This is a genomic window from Dactylosporangium sp. NPDC049140, assembly GCF_040648435.1.
In genome coordinates, this window is sequence record NZ_JBEZDS010000054.1 from 16,058 (window position 1) to 29,681 (window position 13,624).

14 protein-coding genes and 1 pseudogene are annotated in these 13,624 nt (G+C 71.0%); 8 read left to right on the forward strand and 7 right to left on the reverse strand.

The features are described from left to right. Nucleotides 1-101: 101 nt before the first annotated feature. Both AB0B76_RS48840 and AB0B76_RS48845 read right to left on the reverse strand, forming a co-directional pair. The gene (locus AB0B76_RS48840) at nucleotides 102-815 is read right to left on the reverse strand and encodes a cation transporter (RefSeq protein WP_360389904.1); all 714 of its coding nucleotides are present in this window, start codon (nucleotides 813-815) and stop codon (nucleotides 102-104) included. Continuing rightward, nucleotides 815-1,144: a metalloregulator ArsR/SmtB family transcription factor gene (locus AB0B76_RS48845; protein ID WP_360389907.1), complete on the reverse strand. Its 330-nt coding sequence runs from the start codon at nucleotides 1,142-1,144 to the stop codon at nucleotides 815-817. The genes AB0B76_RS48840 and AB0B76_RS48845 overlap by 1 nt, the downstream gene beginning before the upstream one ends. A 156-nt stretch (nucleotides 1,145-1,300) precedes the next feature. On the opposite strand from AB0B76_RS48845, the gene AB0B76_RS48850 reads away from it, so the two are divergent. Next, the gene (locus AB0B76_RS48850; protein WP_360389910.1) at nucleotides 1,301-1,639 is read left to right on the forward strand and encodes a hypothetical protein; all 339 of its coding nucleotides are present in this window, start codon (nucleotides 1,301-1,303) and stop codon (nucleotides 1,637-1,639) included. Nucleotides 1,640-1,701: 62 nt separating this feature from the next. Here AB0B76_RS48850 and AB0B76_RS48855 read toward each other — a convergent pair whose 3' ends face one another. From AB0B76_RS48855 to AB0B76_RS48865, 3 genes are all read right to left on the reverse strand, one after another. After that, complete coding sequence (locus AB0B76_RS48855) at nucleotides 1,702-2,526, reverse strand: SAM-dependent methyltransferase (protein ID WP_360389912.1); 825 nt, start codon at nucleotides 2,524-2,526, stop codon at nucleotides 1,702-1,704. A 161-nt stretch (nucleotides 2,527-2,687) separates the two neighbouring features. Continuing rightward, nucleotides 2,688-3,392 carry a hypothetical protein gene (locus AB0B76_RS48860; RefSeq protein WP_360389915.1) on the reverse strand — a complete coding sequence of 235 codons (705 nt, stop codon included), beginning with the start codon at nucleotides 3,390-3,392 and terminating at the stop codon, nucleotides 2,688-2,690. Next, entirely contained in the window at nucleotides 3,389-4,090 is a 702-nt protein-coding gene (locus AB0B76_RS48865) for an RNA polymerase sigma factor (RefSeq protein ID WP_360389918.1), read from the reverse strand. The genes AB0B76_RS48860 and AB0B76_RS48865 overlap by 4 nt, the downstream gene beginning before the upstream one ends. Nucleotides 4,091-4,202: 112 nt before the next feature. On the opposite strand from AB0B76_RS48865, the gene AB0B76_RS48870 reads away from it, so the two are divergent. After that, entirely contained in the window at nucleotides 4,203-5,024 is an 822-nt protein-coding gene (locus AB0B76_RS48870; RefSeq protein WP_360389921.1) for a hypothetical protein, read from the forward strand. On the opposite strand, the gene AB0B76_RS48875 is transcribed toward AB0B76_RS48870, so the two are convergent. Beyond that, complete coding sequence (locus AB0B76_RS48875; RefSeq protein WP_360389924.1) at nucleotides 5,011-5,715, reverse strand: hypothetical protein; 705 nt, start codon at nucleotides 5,713-5,715, stop codon at nucleotides 5,011-5,013. The genes AB0B76_RS48870 and AB0B76_RS48875 overlap by 14 nt on opposite strands. Before the next feature lie 93 nt (nucleotides 5,716-5,808). On the opposite strand from AB0B76_RS48875, the gene AB0B76_RS48880 reads away from it, so the two are divergent. The 5 genes and pseudogenes from AB0B76_RS48880 (at nucleotide 5,809) to AB0B76_RS48900 (ending at nucleotide 12,187) form a co-directional block, all read left to right on the forward strand. Further along, nucleotides 5,809-8,307, forward strand: a complete 2,499-nt coding sequence (locus AB0B76_RS48880) for an Hsp70 family protein (protein ID WP_360389926.1) — start codon at nucleotides 5,809-5,811, stop codon at nucleotides 8,305-8,307. A gap of 310 nt (nucleotides 8,308-8,617) precedes the next feature. Then, a pseudogene (locus tag AB0B76_RS48885) lies at nucleotides 8,618-8,791 on the forward strand (hypothetical protein); the annotation flags it as partial. Beyond that, nucleotides 8,788-9,312 carry a PadR family transcriptional regulator gene (locus tag AB0B76_RS48890; protein WP_360389929.1) on the forward strand — a complete coding sequence of 175 codons (525 nt, stop codon included), beginning with the start codon at nucleotides 8,788-8,790 and terminating at the stop codon, nucleotides 9,310-9,312. The pseudogene AB0B76_RS48885 and the gene AB0B76_RS48890, both read left to right, overlap by 4 nt. Continuing rightward, a complete protein-coding gene (locus AB0B76_RS48895) occupies nucleotides 9,309-10,016 on the forward strand; it encodes an ABC transporter ATP-binding protein (protein WP_360389932.1) in 708 nt (235 codons plus the stop codon). The genes AB0B76_RS48890 and AB0B76_RS48895 overlap by 4 nt, the downstream gene beginning before the upstream one ends. Then, the gene (locus AB0B76_RS48900; protein WP_360389935.1) at nucleotides 10,013-12,187 is read left to right on the forward strand and encodes an FtsX-like permease family protein; all 2,175 of its coding nucleotides are present in this window, start codon (nucleotides 10,013-10,015) and stop codon (nucleotides 12,185-12,187) included. The genes AB0B76_RS48895 and AB0B76_RS48900 overlap by 4 nt, the downstream gene beginning before the upstream one ends. Nucleotides 12,188-12,225: 38 nt before the next feature. Here AB0B76_RS48900 and AB0B76_RS48905 read toward each other — a convergent pair whose 3' ends face one another. Beyond that, nucleotides 12,226-13,020 (reverse strand): hypothetical protein, encoded by a 795-nt coding sequence (locus tag AB0B76_RS48905; RefSeq protein ID WP_360389938.1) that lies wholly within the window; start codon nucleotides 13,018-13,020, stop codon nucleotides 12,226-12,228. Nucleotides 13,021-13,155: 135 nt separating this feature from the next. Between AB0B76_RS48905 and AB0B76_RS48910 the strand changes: the two genes are divergently transcribed. Then, complete coding sequence (locus AB0B76_RS48910; protein WP_360389941.1) at nucleotides 13,156-13,440, forward strand: hypothetical protein; 285 nt, start codon at nucleotides 13,156-13,158, stop codon at nucleotides 13,438-13,440. Nucleotides 13,441-13,624 lie beyond the last annotated feature (184 nt).

Sequence of the window (13,624 nt, forward strand, 5' to 3'; positions counted from 1 at the left end):
GTGCACGATGGGCAGTTTGCTGCGGGGCCGCGGCGTCGACGGCGTCGGCGAGGTCGCCGACCTGGTGCTGGCCGGGCTCCTGGGGCGGCTCCGGCGTGCGCTCAGTCCGTCGCGGTACAGCAGTCGTCGCCGCAGCCGTCACCGGTCCCGGCCGCCGCGTCCGGCGTGGTGGCCGGACGGCAGCAGGTGTCGCCGCGCCAAGCCTCCCGGCCCTCCCTGACCGCCACCGCGGCGATGACCAGGGCGGCGGCCGGGTCGGCCCACCACCACCCGAACACGCTGTTCACAGCCAGCCCGGCCAGCAGTACCGCGGACAGGTAGGTGCACAGCAGCGTCTGCTTCGAGTCCGCCACCGCCGACGCCGACCTGAGTTCCCGCCCGGCGCGGCGCTGCCCGGCCGACAGCAGCGGCATCACCGCCAGGGACACCGCGGCCAGGACCAGCCCGACCGTGGAATGCCCGGCCCGGTCACCGCCCAGCAGCGCCCGAACCGACTCGACGGTGACGTAGGCCGCGAGGGCGTAGAACGACCCGGCGATGATCCGCAACGCGGCTCGTTCCCGCCGCTCATGGTCCGGGCCCGAGAACTGCCACGCCACCGCGGCCGCCGAGGCCACCTCGATCACCGAGTCCAGGCCGAACCCGATCAGGGCCGTCGACGACGCGCGGGTGCCGGCGCTGATCGCGACGACCGCCTCGACCACGTTGTAGGTGATCGTCGCCGCGACGAACAGCCGGACCCGGCGCGCAAGCACCGCCCGCCGCGCCGGGGCGGGTCCCGGTGGTGGGGGCGCGAGGGGCAGTGGCCCGGCCATCAGCAGCAGCCGTCCCGCTCCGCCACCGGGCACGCGGCCGGATCAACGGCCAGCACGAGCCCGAGCAGATCACCCAGCGCATGCGCTAGGCGCGGATCGGCGAGCTCGTACCGGGCACGGCGCCCCTCCGGCACGGCCACCACAAGACCGCAACCACGCAGACAGGCCAGATGATTCGACAGGTTCTGCCGACTCGTACCCAGCGTTGCAGCCAGCTCGGCCGGATACCCGGGCGCCTCACGCAGGGCCAGCAGCAGCCGCGCGCGGACCGGATCGGACAAGGCGTGGCCGAACCGGGCCAGGACCTGGCCGTGCGTCAACGTCTCCACCCCACAACAGTACAGCCAGTGCTGAATAAAGTAGACGCTGTACTATTGTGTGAATCCTGCTCAGGCTGAGGGTTGCAACCGGTGCTCCGGTACAGGCTTACCGTCGAGGCACAGGAGCCGGTCCGGTGCCTGCCGGGCCAGCGCAAGGAGCCTGCAATGACCTTCGAAGTTCCCGATGCCTGTACCTTGCCGACCGCGGAACAGCCGTTGCGGCTCGCCGAGTTCGACGCGCTGTTCACCAGCGCCGTCCGCGACGTCGAGGCAGTGAGCGCGACTCACGCCCGGATGTGGCTGACCGGCCCGCCCGGCCTGGAGTCGATGGTGCGTGACCTCGCCGCCCGCGAGGCGGCATGTTGCTCGTTCTTCACCTTCACCATCACTCCGCAACCCGCAACCGACGGCGACGTCCTCGTCCTCGACATCGAGGTCTCCGCCGCGTACACCGACGTCCTCACCGTTCTGGCCGGGCGGGCGACCGCCGCGACCGCGGCGTGACGCCGTGACCGCCGGGCTGTTCGAGCTGCCGGGTCGTGTACGACCGCGGCACGGCGGAAGGTTCAGGGTTTCCGCGCGACGGCGCAATGGGAGGCGATCTCGGCTGCCGTGGGACGCGTACCGGGCTCGTTGTCGGCGCGCCATTCCGCGACCGACACGATGCCTGGGGGCAGGATCTCCAGGCCATCGAAGAACCGTGCGAAGTCCTCCCGGCTGCGTGGGTGGAACGTGATCGGGCCGCTGTCCGCAGCGTCGAGTTGGGCGATGACTTCGGGCGGCATGTAGTCGTAGGTGGCGTGCGACATGACGAGGTAGCTACCGGAGGGCACGGCCTCGACCAGGCGGGCAACGATGCCATGCGGGTCGGCGTCGTCCGGGATGAAATGCAGGAGCGCGACCAACATCAGCGCGACCGGCTCGGACATGTCCAGCACGCGACGCAGGTCCGCATCGGCGAGGATCTTGTCAGGGTCGCGGACGTCAGCGTCAATGTAGGCGGTGGCGCCCCCGGGGGCGCTGGTCATCAGGGCCCGTGCATGCGAGAGCACGATCGGATCGTTGTCGACGTAAACCACCCGGGCGGCCGGTGTGATGCTCTGGGCGAGTTCATGCACGTTGGGGCTCGTGGGGATACCCGTGCCGACGTCGAAGAACTGGCGGATGCCGACCTCCGCAGCCAGGAACGTGACCGCTCTGCGCAGGAAAGCACGGTTCTCAAGGATCGCAGTCTTGATCGACGGGAATGCGGCAGCGACCGCGTCGCCGGACTCCCGATCGGCGGCGAAGTTGTCCTTGCCGCCAAGCCAGTAGTCATAGCGGCGGGCGGGATGCGGCACCGACGTGTCGATCTTCGGCAGCGGGTCCGTCGCTGACTGATCGCCGTGCATGCGTACCTACCTATCGTGAGGGTCGCTCTGAGTGTTCCACGGCCACGATCGATCCCCGCGGCTGCCCCCGGTACCGCCTCCACGTTGGCCGTGACCAGCTGCGTTTCGCGAAGCCGGTGGGGGCGGGGCGTGGACCCGGCCCGCCCCCACAGCCATGCGCGTCAGTGACTGGGTCGCTCGCTGGGTTTGCCAGTCTGGTGAGCACTGGGCTTGCCGGTCGGGTGGTCCGTCGGCGTGCCGGTCGGGTGTTCGCTGGACTCGGCGTTGCGCTGGGGGCTGGGTTGGGCGGACGCCGAGGCGAGCAGCTTGGCGCAGTACTCGTCGACGTTGTCCTTGCCGCCGGCGGCGGTGACCAGGGTGGCGAAGGCCGGGTTCTCGAGGGCCTTGCCGTGCTCGGAGCCGGCGCCGGCCGTGTAGGCGTGGCAGAGCCCGACCAGCGACGGCGACGGGCTCGCGCCGGACGCGTGTTGCGACCCTGAGGAGCCAGCCGGTCCGAGCGAGCTGCGGGCCGACGCGGCGGGGTCGGCGTGCTTGCTCAAGGGGTTGGGAAGCGTGCCGGTGGTGGCGGCCAGAGCCACCCCGCCCGCGCCGATCACGAGCGTGGTGACGACGACGGCCTTGACGGTGAGTAGTTTGAGCAGTGCGGTCTTGACCACAGATTGTCTCCGAGGAAGTGGGATGGGCTGCAGCTGAGCGCTCCGAAACCCGGCCACGGCCTGGTGCAGACCGGTGAGCTCGGCCTGCAGGGCTGGGCCGGCCGAGGCGGTGAGTACGGCGGCCAGGCGGTGGTGCTGGTCATCGACGCTGTCACCGGCGAGAAGGCGCTCGGAGGTGGCGGCGTTGACGCGGGTTCTGCGGATGCTCATCTCACCTGCTTCGGCGCCGGCGCCGCGCCGGGTGTTACACCCGGCCGGCGAGAGTCATGTGGACGTTCGTCGAGCAGCGCGGCAAGCCGACGCAGTCCGCGGTGCGCCGCGACCCGGACCGCGCCGGGCCGTTTGCCCAACACTTGGGCGGCGCTCTGGGCGTCGAGGCCGATGACGACCCGGAGCATGACCGCCTCGGCCTGGTCGCGGGGCAGCGAGGCGATCAACGCGACGGCCTGATCGGTGGTGATTGCCGCGATGGCCTCGTCACCGACGTCGGGCTGGCCGGCGGGTAGCTCCGCCAACTCCTCGATCGGGGTGGCCACCGCCGGTCGGCGGCGGTGATGACGCAGATGGTCAAGGGCTCGATGCCGGGCGATCGACGCCGACCAGCCGCGAAACCCGCCGGTGTCGCGCAGCCGGGGCAGGTCGCGGGCAATCTGCAGCCACGCCTCGGAAGCGACATCCTCGGCATCGTCGCCGACCAGCGCCCGCAGGTAGCGCAACAGCCCGGGCTGTACCGCCACGTACAGCGCCGCGAACGCCGTTTCGTCCCCACGCTGCGCCGCGACCACCGATGCGGCCAGGTCATCCACTTCACCCCGCGCTTCCTGTTCACGGCCGGACCGTTCGGACCGCGCCACGCCAAACGACAGCAACGCCACAAGCACCCCATCTGGACGGATGAGTTCCAACATCCGGTATTACGGCGCGGCAGGCGTTCGCCGCGTTACACCTCCGGGCCGCACCCGGAGCCGGTCGGCGGTCTCGCATCGACGCAACCGGCCGGAACGGCTACATTCACCCCTCATGACCAGTGACGGCGAGGGCAACAGCCGGCTGCGGATCGGCAGCTGGCTGCCCGAACCCACCGTCCGTCCCACGCGCGGCACCACCACCGTGCCGGCGGCTCCACCCGACGAGGCCGGCGCCGAGGGCGACCGGGATACGACGGCGCCGGCGCCGGGACACCGGCGGGAGAGCCGGGGCGGTCGGCGCCCGCTGGGCGCCGCCGCGGGCGGGCTGGCGCTGTGCGCGGCGATCGCGGCGGCGGTGACCATGTGCTCGTCGCCGACCGGCGACCACCGTACCGAGGGCCGGGACGCCGCCATCGCTCCCGGCGACGAGCCGACCACCGACGAAACGTCGGCCGAGAGCGGCGACGCCCACCTCAACCGGCGTGCATCCCCGACGCCGTCACGCGCGCCCACCCGCTCGGCGTTCCAGCCGATCGGCCTGGAGGCAGAGACGGCCTCCGCCGAGCTGACCGGCCCAGCGGAGATCGTCACCTACACCGGCGCGTCGGGCGGCCGGATCGTGCAGAATCTCGGCCGCCAGGGGCCCGGAGCTAAGCGAAACGGCACCCTGGCCTTCCCAGATGTCGTCGTGCCCGCCGACGGGGCATACACGCTCACGCTGTACCTGGTGAACAACGGCACTGACGGCCCGGGCACAGCCGTGGTCTCTGTCACCGGCGGTGGCTCGGTCAGCATCACGGCGGCGGGTGGCGCCGACTGCTGTATCCGCACCGCGGTGACGATCAATCTCAAGAAGGGTCCGAACAGCGTGACGTTCGGCAACTCCGACGGCCGCGCGCCGTCCCTCGACCGGATCGTGATCAGCGCACCCTGACCCCCCGCCGGCGGCGCACCCTGAGCCGGGCCACCCCGCCGGCGATCAGCGCGGCGCCGGTCATGGTCATGCCGGTGAGCGCGACGCCGGTCACCGGCAGGCTGCCGCCACCGCCACCGCCACCGGGCGCCGACGGCGTCTCGGTGGCGGGCGAGCTGCCTTCGACCGTGCCGGAGCCGCTCGGTAGGGGGCTGCTCGACACGCTCGTCGAGGGCGATACCGAGACCGATGGTGAGGCGGACGGCGAGGTCGACGGTGAGGTCGACGGGGACGGGGAGCTGCCAGCCCCGGCACAGGTGTGGGTCAGGTTGAAGTCGTCGGCCTTGGTGTTGTCGTGGTCGACAGTCGCGCTGCCGTCCAGCAGCGTCCAGCCCGAGGGCGCCACCACCCATGCCTTGCTCGTGCTGTTCGTGGTGATGCCGTCCGGATAGGCGTCCGACGGGTCCGGCATCGAGACGGTGACCTCATCGCCGCCGGTGGTGCGGAACGCCAGGGTGAGCGTCAGGAATTTCGCGCCGTTCGCGGGCAGTACGAAGACGAACCCGTCGGAGCCCGCTCCCCGGTTCGCCGCGGGGATCTGGTCGCAGCTGTGGGTGCCGAACGCAGCGGCGGTCGTGTTGCGGTGCGCGGTATGCAGCGGCAGCGTGGTCGACGCCGCGGCCGGCCCTGCGGCCAGGACGGCCGCGAGCATGGCGCCGCCGGCTAAGCGGCATAGGACGTTCGGTTTCTGAAGATTGCCGCAGTGAGGGATTTCTGACCCCAGGGGTCCAATTAGCTTGGTGCCGTGGTGTCTGGGGTGGTTCGGCTTGGCGTCGATTTCGGTACATCGAACACTGTTGCGGCACTGCAGACCCCGGACGGCCGAATCCGGCCGCTGTTGTTCGACGGCTCGCCGTTGCTGGCCTCGGCGGTCTTTGCCGGACCGGACGCGGACCTGCTGGTCGGCATGGATGCGCTCCGGGCCGCGGTCGGCTTCCCGGCCGGTCTCGAGCCCAACCCGAAACGTCGCATCGACGACGGCACCATGTGGCTGGGTGAGCGGGAGTACCTGGTCGTCGACCTGATCGCAGCCGTACTGGGCCGGGTCAGCGGCGAGGCGGTGCGGGTATCCGGCCGGGCACCTGACGAGGTCGTCCTGACCCATCCGGCGACCTGGGGCCAGTCCCGGCTCAGCCTGCTCGCCGATGCGGCCGGTCGGGCCGGGCTCGGACCGGTACGGCTGGTCCCGGAACCGATCGCGGCCGCGGCGTACTTCGCCACAACGCTCGCCCACCGAATCCCCGCCAACCGAGTGATCGTCGTGTACGACCTGGGCGCCGGCACATTTGACGTCAGTGTTGTCCGTCCGTCGCTCGGCGGGTTCGAGGTGGTCGCATCCGAAGGGCTGGCCGATGTCGGCGGTCTGGACCTTGACGCTGTCGTGGTGGAGCACGCTCGTGCTGTGACCGCGGGCGCGACGAATGCGTGGCAGCGGTTGGACTGGCCGCAGACCCCAGGCGACCAACAGGCGCGACAGACCCTGTGGCACGCCGCTCGCGCGGTGAAGGAGCAGCTCTCCCGTCACACCACTGGCAACATCCAGATCCCGCTGGTCGACCAACAGGTCCACCTGACCCGCGAAGAGTTCGAGAAGGCGGCCCGGACCTACCTGGAGCAGACAGCCAGGTTGACGCTCGCGGTGTTGCGCAGTGCCGGCATCCCTCCTGAGCAGATCTCCGGGGTGTTCCTGGTCGGTGGGGCCTCACGCATGCCGCTTGCGGCCACGTTGCTGCACCGGGCCCTTCGGATCGCCCCGACGGTGATCGACCAGCCCGAACTGGTCGTCGCCGACGGAGCGCTCCACTACCGCGCCACCGAAGCCGGCAGCCCGGCCGTCGACACGGTCAGCGCCACCACGACCGCACCCGTTGCGGGCCTGGCCGAGGCAGCTCCGGCGGAGACTGTCGAGCTTCAGCCGAGCCCGGCACCACTGTCAGCAACTGCGCAGCCCGACACCACAGCCAGTCACCGCAGCCAACCAGCCGTGGTTGCTGTCGCGCTCCCTGACGCGGCGGCTCCCGACGTCATCGCATCGACCACCGTCGCATCGCCACCGCCCGTCTCCGCCGTTGCGCAGGACTCCATCGCCGATCACTCCGCTGCACCGGCCGACGTGCGAAGCCCGGCCAGTCGGCTGGGACGAGGGTCTCGGCGCTGGTTGGGTGCGCTGCTGCTGGCTGTTGTTCTCGCTGTGGCGTCCCTGGTGTACCTGAACTGGCCCGACGCGGGCGGCGGGTCAGGCTCCCCAGCCCGCACGCCCTCCAACAGCGCCGCCGCAACGGCCGCCGGCTCCGCGGCTGTTCCCACGATCGCCATGGGTACCAGCATCGGTACCAACGGGGTAGACCTCCCGAACGGTATGGGCATCGCCTTCAGCCCGGTCGGATCGGAGTTGGCGGTTGCCACCGACGGCGGCGTCGAGTTGTGGAATCCAGCCAACCCGGGGCAGCCGGTGCGCGACGGCATCATCCAGATGAAGAACGCGTGGGGCATGACATTCAGTCCGGACGGGCAGATCATGGCAACGATCGCCGGCGAGCTGACCGTGCAACTGTGGGATGTGAGCCATCCGGCGACTCCACGACCGATCACAACGATCGCGCATGATCAGAAGGGAGTCCTCGCGGTTGCCTTCAGCCCTGATGGAAAGACGCTGGCGTTGGGCGGAGGGCCGTACAGCTCCGCCGTGGAACTTTGGAACATCGCCGATACGGCCCACGTGACCAAGGTGGGCACCGTCAACCATGCGAAGATCGGCCGGGTTCGCTTCGGCCGCGACGGCAAGACGCTGATCACATGCAGCAGCAACGACAAGACCTTTCAGCTGTGGGACACGACCACTGCAGGAACTCTGTCCCGCCTTGCCAGCACGACGGTGAGCGCATTGAACGATTGTGCGATCAGCCCCGACGGCAACACGCTGGCAACCGCCGGCTTGGACGGCACCGCACGGATCTGGGACCTGTCCGACCCAAGCAATCCAAAATCCGGTCCGACGATCAGGACGCACGGTGACGCCGTCTGGAGTGTCACCTTCGGGCCGGGCGGCCGCACGGTTGTGCTCGCGAGTTGGAACGCCGGCGCCGAGTTCTGGGACGTCTCGCAGGCCGCCGAACCGAAGCTGTTGACATCCGCCCCGCTGCGCGCGGGCTATCCCACGGAATGGATCGTATTGAACGTCGCCGGCACAATCCTGGCGACGTTCGACTCCGGCCATGTCGCAACGCTGTACACGATCCGCTGAGCCCTATCTGCGACGAAGGGCGGCGCGGGGGCGCATGACCGCCCGCACCGCCGTACCCACCAACGGCGGCATCCGCCATCGCCATAGTTGCCTGCACCCCTGCGCGCCGGGCCCCGCGACGAACGGTCTCATCGCCTCAATCAGCTCATTGTCGCTGCCCGCCGCGAGCGTCCGCCCAGCGAACGCCAACAGTGCGGTGGCCAGCAGCGCCGACCGCGGCTTGCTGCGGTAGCCCGGCAACCGCCCCGCGGGCGCGGGAGTTCCGTTCGGCGCGACCTCGCTCGACCAGACGAGCAGGGGATATGTCGAGGAGGAGTACATCGCGAGCGGGACCGCGAACCGGTACCGCATGCATTTCGCCTCCACCGATGGCTCGGCCGGCACGATGACCCGTTGGCCACCGCTGAACCGGTCGACGGCGGCCATCCGTTTGTCGTCCAAGTATTCTCTCGGTGTGCACTCTCAGGTTATAGTTGCGCGGTGAACGTACCGACAACCTTGCTGGGATTGCTGGAGCCCGTTCCCACGCACGGCTACGACCTGAAACGCGCGTACGACACCATGTTCGGCGGTGGGCGGAGTCTGCCGATCGGTCAGGTGTACGCCACACTGTCCCGGCTCGAGCGCGACGGTCAGGTCGCTGTGCAGGGAGTGGCCCGAGGCGGCGGCCCGGAGCGCAAGCAGTACGTGATCACGCCGACCGGAGTGGAGCGGCTGGAGCACTGGCTCGCCACGCCGGAACAGCCGGAGCCGCATCTGCAGGCGGTGCTGTTCGTCAAGGTGGTGCTGGCGCTGCTGTCGGGCCGGCCGGCCTCCAGCTACCTCGACGCGCAGCGCACGGCGCATCTCGCGCGGATGCGGGAGCTGGCGGCGCTGCGTAAGGCCGGGCCTGCGAGCCGGGGGCTGCTCGCCGATTTTGCCATGTTCCACCTCGACGCCGACCTGCGCTGGATCGATCTCGCTGCGGGCCGGCTCGATCAGCTGCGACAGGAGTTCGCGCGATGAACGCGATCCTCACCGCCCGGCGGGTGCGGAAGTCTTTCGGTGCCACCCCGGCCCTGCGCGACGCCGATCTCGCCGTGGATGCGGGCGAGGTGGTGGCGGTCATGGGTCCGAGCGGTTCCGGCAAATCGACACTGCTGCACTGCCTCGCCGGCATCCTGCGGCCGGACGAGGGTGTGGTGACGTTCAACGGACGTGAGCTCAGCGCCATGTCCGAGAACGAACGGACGCTGGTACGCCGCGACCACTTCGGTTTCGTGTTCCAGTTCGGTCAGCTGGTGCCGGAACTGCCGGTTATGCAGAACGTCATGCTGCCGCTGTTACTCGCCGGCCGATCGCGGCGCGTCGCGCGGGAGCGGGCCGGGATCCTGCTCGAACGGCTGGACATCGCCGGCCTCGGCCGGCGGCGCCCGGGCGAGCTGTCCGGCGGGCAAGCGCAGCGGGTGGCGGTGGCCCGGGCGCTGGTGACCAGCCCGGAGGTGGTGTTCGCCGACGAGCCGACCGGGTCCCTCGACTCGCTCGCCGGTGAACAGGTGATGGATCTGCTGCTGACCGCGGCGCGGGAGCAAGGGACGGCGGTCGTGCTGGTGACCCACGAGGCGCGGATCGCGGCCTGCACCGACCGGGAGATCCTTGTCCGCGACGGCGTCGTGATCGACCAGGCCCACCCGTCCGTACCGGTGCCCGTCCCCGGACACGAGCGATGATCGGGCTCGCACTGCGCCTCGCCGTCTCCGGCGGCCGCGAACAACTCCTCCGGCTGGCCGTGACCGCGCTCGGCGTCGGCCTCGGGGTGACACTGCTGCTCCTGGCGGCCGTCGCGTTCCCGGCCTTCCGGGCCCACGAGGCCCGCGACGGCTGGACCGACACCTCGGCCCGCAACGCCCGACCCGCACAGGACGAACGGCGCACCGATCCGCTGTTGTGGCGGCTACGCGACGACGGGTACCGTGGCCAGGACGTGCTACGGGTCGATGTCGCCGCGCTCGGACCCGCCGCACCGCATCCTCCCGGCCTCACCCGGATCCCGGGCCCGGGCGAGCTCGCGGTGTCGCCCCGAATGCGCCAGCTGATGGCGACCGCGCCCGCCGACCAGCTCGCCGACCGGTTCCCGGGACGGATAACCGCCACCATCGGCGACGCCGCGTTGCGTTCGCCCGACGCCCTGGTCGTCTTCGTCGGCTACGACCCGGACCAACTCGCCGGGCACGCTGACGTGATCCAGGTCCGCTCCATCGAGGCGGCCCCCCGCAACGCAGCACCGACGCGGTTCGGCCGCGTCGTCATCGGCCTCGGCGCCGCGGCCGTCGTCCTGCCGATCCTCGTGCTGATCGGGACCGCCACCCGGCTGGGTACCGCCCGACGCGAGCAGCGCCTGGCCGCAATGCGGCTGGTCGGCGCGCTGCCCCGGCAAATCCGCCTGATCGCGGCCGTCGAGGCGGCCGTCGCCGCCGTGACCGGCGTAGCCCTGGGTTTCGCCGCCTTCCTCGCCGCCCGCCCGTTCGCGGCCCGGGTCGACATCGACGGATCTGGTTTCTTCGTCGCCGACCTGCGGCTCACGTGGCTTGCCGCGATGATCGTCGCCGGCGGGGTGCCGGTACTCGCCGTGGCCGCCGCGCTCGCCTCGCTGCGCGGGGTGCAGATGTCGCCGCTGGGCGTGGCCCGGCAGAGCCCGGCCCGGCGCGTCCACTGGTGGCGGCTGGTACCACTGCTCGTGGGGGCCATCGGCTTCGCCGTGACCCTGCCGGTGCTGACCCGAAGCCAGGGCGACGGTCCACTGTGGCTGATCGCCGTGGTGATGGGGGCGCTGATCCTGGGCATCGTCGTCATCGGCCCGTGGATCACCCGGGGCGTCGGGTTGCTCCTGACCACCGGCGGCCGGGCCGCCGGCCTGCTGGCCGGCCATCGCCTGGCCGCGAGTCCCACGACCGGATTCCGTGCCATCAGCGGGGTGGTGGTCGCCGTCTTCCTGGTCACGGTCATCGGCGCGCTGTCCGCCTCCACCCTCGCCCAGATCCCACCGTCCGGCCGCATCGTCCTGCCGCCCAGTGCGGTGGGCGTCCAGTTCACCGACCCGGCCGGCAACCCATTGTCGGCCGACCGCGCCCGCACCCTGACCGAACGAATCCGGACGGTACCCGGCGTGGTGGCCCTGCTCGACCTGCGCGTGCAGCCCGGCCGTGACCAGACGACCGTGCTGACCCGCTGCGGCAACCTGCGAGCCGCCGGCCTGGCCACGTGTTCCGCGCCGGACGCCGTCGTGTCACTTGACGCCAGGGGCCTGCTCTCCGGCGAACTCGGTGACGTCCGGCCGGTTCCGGCCGCGGACCTGCCGTCCCTGCCCCTCGCCGCGCTGCTCGTCGCGACCGACACACGCCCCCAGACCGGGGATCTGGTACGGACCGTCATCGAGACGACCGTGCCCGGCGACCTGTCCGACCTGCCCTGGACGGCCGGTGAGCTCAAAGCGCAGAACCACCGGCAACTCACCCAGATGACCGACATCAGCGAGGCGATCCTGCTCGTCACGCTGATCATCGCCGGGTGCAGCCTCGCCGTTGCCGTGACCGGCGGCCTGCTCGAGCGCCGGCACCCGTTCACGCTCCTGCGACTGGCCGGCATGCGCCCTCGCGACCTGTCGCGCGTGCTCGTATTGGAGACCGTGGCGCCGCTGCTGGGCATCGCCGCCGTGAGTGTCGCACTCGGACTGGCGGTCGCGGCCGACGTCCTGCGCGTCAACCACATGCCGTGGCGTCTCCCGCCCGCCGGATACTGGTGGACCCTCAGCGGCGGAATGGCGATCGCGGTCATCATCGCGCTGGCCGCCATAGCCCCGTTGCGCCAACTCACATCGCTGGACAACACCCGTTTCGAATAGTGCCGATGCGCGTATCCCGTTACCGGATGCCCTCATCGTCAACAGGTGGTGGTCCGGCGTACCGTGACCGCGGTGCCGTCGTCGGAGGCGTCCACGACCACGCTCACCGCGCCGTCACGATAGGCGACCCGGTTCGACGCGGCCACCACGAACAACCGCGCGGGTTGCGGTACCGGCACCCGCCCGGCCAGCCGCCCGCTGTCCGTGCTCACGCTGGACCCGGCGACCGTCACGACCTGCCCGCCCGGGCACGGCACCGAGGCCATGTTGAACCCCGCCGGCGTGGTACCGAGCGCGGCGAAGACATCGTTGATTGCCGGCACCGCCGGATCCCCGGCGGCCGGACTGGCGTCGACCGGCTGCGCCGGACCGGCCACGCACCCGGTCTGCGCCTCAGCCACCAGCCAGCCCGGGCCGAGCTGCCGCACCGACAACGCCACCCCCGCACCCGCCGTGGCGACCAACGGCCGGACCGAACCCGACAGCGCCGTTTCCCGCCGAGGGTGATACGACGCATCCAGTCGTTGCTCGATGCCGCTGATCGCCCCGTCCTCCTGGCCGCCCGGCACGTACAGGTCCGCCGCCCGCGAATACCGGCCGCCGCCGCGCAGCAACCCGAGTGAGCATGTCGCCGCCCGGACCATGCCGCTCACCGCGACCGCCGCGTCACTCCCGGCGGCGGCCAACACATCCGCCACCCCCCGATCCATCGCCGCCACGCTGTCGCCCACCAGCGGATCCCGGGACGCCTGCCATCGCCACAGCCCGACCGCCGCGACCGCCACGACCCCCGCCACCGACCCCGCAACAATCCAGCGACCCCGCCTCGACATACCCCGATTGTCCACCGTGCCGGAGCAGTGCCGGACCGGCGCCGGGCTCGCACGCCCGCGACGCCCGGCACGTGCCGGGGTTCGTACAGGCCTGGACAGACGCCGTAAGCCCCGCGCGGTATAGCGTCATCGAACATGGCAACCTTTCGGAGCGCAGCAGCGCTCCTCTCCGCGGACGGCACACGCACGCCAGGTACCGCCGCGCTCTTCACCGAACCCGGCAAACGCGGGGCAACTCCGCCGTGGGCGGGTGACTTCCGGCCGGCCACGAACGCCAGCGGCCCCATGAACGCGGTCGGGAAGACCTTCACGCTGGAAATGCCCGACGGACGCACCGGCAAGGTCGTCGTGCAGAGCCTCAAGACCGGCAAGGGCGGCATCACTCTGGCCCTGCTGGGCGAGGACGTCGCCCCGTTTTGACCGTGACCGTCAGGACGGTCGTCGGCAGGTCACGCCGCTGACGGCCGTTGACCGGAGGCAGCCGGAGCAACTCGTGGGCCGGGTGCCCGCGGCGGCGGTGAACAGCACGAGGTTTCCCGCCCGGGCCCAAGAGCATGGGCACCGTTGGCCGCCCTGGGCGAGGGGCCCCTGCTGACGCGTCTGG

Coding starts and splice junctions, on each gene's coding strand:
- AB0B76_RS48840 (WP_360389904.1), bottom strand. CDS start 815: ATGGCCGGGCCACTGCCCCTCGCGCCCCCACCACCGGGACCCGCCCCG.
- AB0B76_RS48850 (WP_360389910.1), top strand. CDS start 1,301: ATGACCTTCGAAGTTCCCGATGCCTGTACCTTGCCGACCGCGGAACAG.
- AB0B76_RS48855 (WP_360389912.1), bottom strand. CDS start 2,526: ATGCACGGCGATCAGTCAGCGACGGACCCGCTGCCGAAGATCGACACG.
- AB0B76_RS48860 (WP_360389915.1), bottom strand. CDS start 3,392: ATGAGCATCCGCAGAACCCGCGTCAACGCCGCCACCTCCGAGCGCCTT.
- AB0B76_RS48865 (WP_360389918.1), bottom strand. CDS start 4,090: ATGTTGGAACTCATCCGTCCAGATGGGGTGCTTGTGGCGTTGCTGTCG.
- AB0B76_RS48870 (WP_360389921.1), top strand. CDS start 4,203: ATGACCAGTGACGGCGAGGGCAACAGCCGGCTGCGGATCGGCAGCTGG.
- AB0B76_RS48875 (WP_360389924.1), bottom strand. CDS start 5,715: ATGCTCGCGGCCGTCCTGGCCGCAGGGCCGGCCGCGGCGTCGACCACG.
- AB0B76_RS48895 (WP_360389932.1), top strand. CDS start 9,309: ATGAACGCGATCCTCACCGCCCGGCGGGTGCGGAAGTCTTTCGGTGCC.
- AB0B76_RS48900 (WP_360389935.1), top strand. CDS start 10,013: ATGATCGGGCTCGCACTGCGCCTCGCCGTCTCCGGCGGCCGCGAACAA.
- AB0B76_RS48905 (WP_360389938.1), bottom strand. CDS start 13,020: ATGTCGAGGCGGGGTCGCTGGATTGTTGCGGGGTCGGTGGCGGGGGTC.
- AB0B76_RS48910 (WP_360389941.1), top strand. CDS start 13,156: ATGGCAACCTTTCGGAGCGCAGCAGCGCTCCTCTCCGCGGACGGCACA.